General features: G+C 37.9%; 1 protein-coding gene. It reads right to left on the minus strand.

Annotated elements, in window-relative coordinates; all coding sequences use genetic code 11:
* Window positions 1-25: 25 nt before the first annotated feature.
* Window positions 26-1,264: an IS256 family transposase gene (locus JOD18_RS24080; protein ID WP_204672023.1), complete on the minus strand. Its 1,239-nt coding sequence runs from the start codon at window positions 1,262-1,264 to the stop codon at window positions 26-28.
* Window positions 1,265-1,368: the final 104 nt, after the last annotated feature.

Consider the following 1,368-nt stretch of genomic DNA (forward strand, 5'->3'; position numbering starts at 1 on the left):
GGGCTTGTCAAGAAAAGTGTGTAAGTTATTCTAAATACTTTAACACTCGTTCATTAAGATGGTCATGAATTAAGAACTGGTTCATGACCATTGCCCATTGTTGAATATGGCCACCTTCCCATTTACTTTCAAGTTCTTTCGTTCGTAAATACAAGACTTTTAGAAGAGCGTTCTCGTTTGGGAATGCTCCTTTTTTAGTCACTTTTCTAAAGCTGGAATGTATACTTTCTACGGCATTTGTGGTGTACATGATTTTGCGTATGGCACTTCCATAATCAAATAGTTGTTCCACATGGGAGAAATTCCGTTTCCAAACGTCAATCGCCCCAGGATAAGCAGACCATTGTTGTTGAAAAGTTTCAAATGCACTATGACAGGCCTTAAGACTTGGTGCACTATACACCTTTTTTAAGGCAGCGGTGAAAGGTTTATAGTCTTTACTTGGAACGTACTTCATCGAATTTCGAATGAGATGGACGATACAGCGTTGCACGATTACTTGCGGGAAAATAGCACGAGCTCCATCTTCTAATCCACTTACTCCATCCATGGAAATAAAGAAAATATCTTCTACACCACGAGCTTTTATTTCATCAAAGATTTGCATCCATTTATGCTTACTTTCCGTTTCATTTAACCATAGACCAAGAATGTCTTTCTTTCCTTCCATGGTATAGCCTAACATGGTATAAACAGCGTATTTCTTTGTTTCGTAGTCGTTACGTATTGTCGTATAAAAGCAATCTACAAACACAAAGGGATAACAGTTGCTTAAAGGGCGACTTTGCCACTCTTCTAAATCAGGAAGCACTGTATCCGTAATATCAGATATCATTTCATGAGACACGGAGAAACCATAGATATCTTCTATAGTGGATGAAATATCTCGCTGAGACATCCCTCTTGCATACATGGAGATCACTTTATCCTCGATGGCAGAAACATCTCTTTTGCGCTTTGGAATAAGTTGCGGCTCAAATGAACTATCTCGATCACGTGGTACAGCAATATCAACTTCGCCAGTAGTCGTTTTGACTGTCTTTTCTCCGTATCCATTCCGTCTATTGTTTGTTTCTTTTTCTCCTTTATCATTTGATTCATAGCCCAAATGATGATTCATTTCACCTTTTAGCATCGATTCAAACATCGGCCCGAATATGTCCTTTAATGCATGTTGCATATCTTCTACAGACTTTGGTTTATACTGTTCCATAATCTTGTTAGCTAATTCTACGGAGTTAGGATCTCTTTTGGGTTTGCCCATTTAAAACACTCCTTTAGCTTTATATTTTTATTCTACCAAATAAAAAACTGTGTGAGTAAGAAACCGTACGCATTTCTTACTTACACAGTTAATATTACACTCCC

The organism is Gracilibacillus alcaliphilus (genome assembly GCF_016909015.1).
GTDB lineage: Bacteria > Bacillota > Bacilli > Bacillales > Amphibacillaceae > Gracilibacillus > Gracilibacillus alcaliphilus.

Excerpts from the sequence above, each read along its gene's own strand:
- JOD18_RS24080 (WP_204672023.1), bottom strand. The coding sequence starts at position 1,264 with ATGGGCAAACCCAAAAGAGATCCTAACTCCGTAGAATTAGCTAACAAG.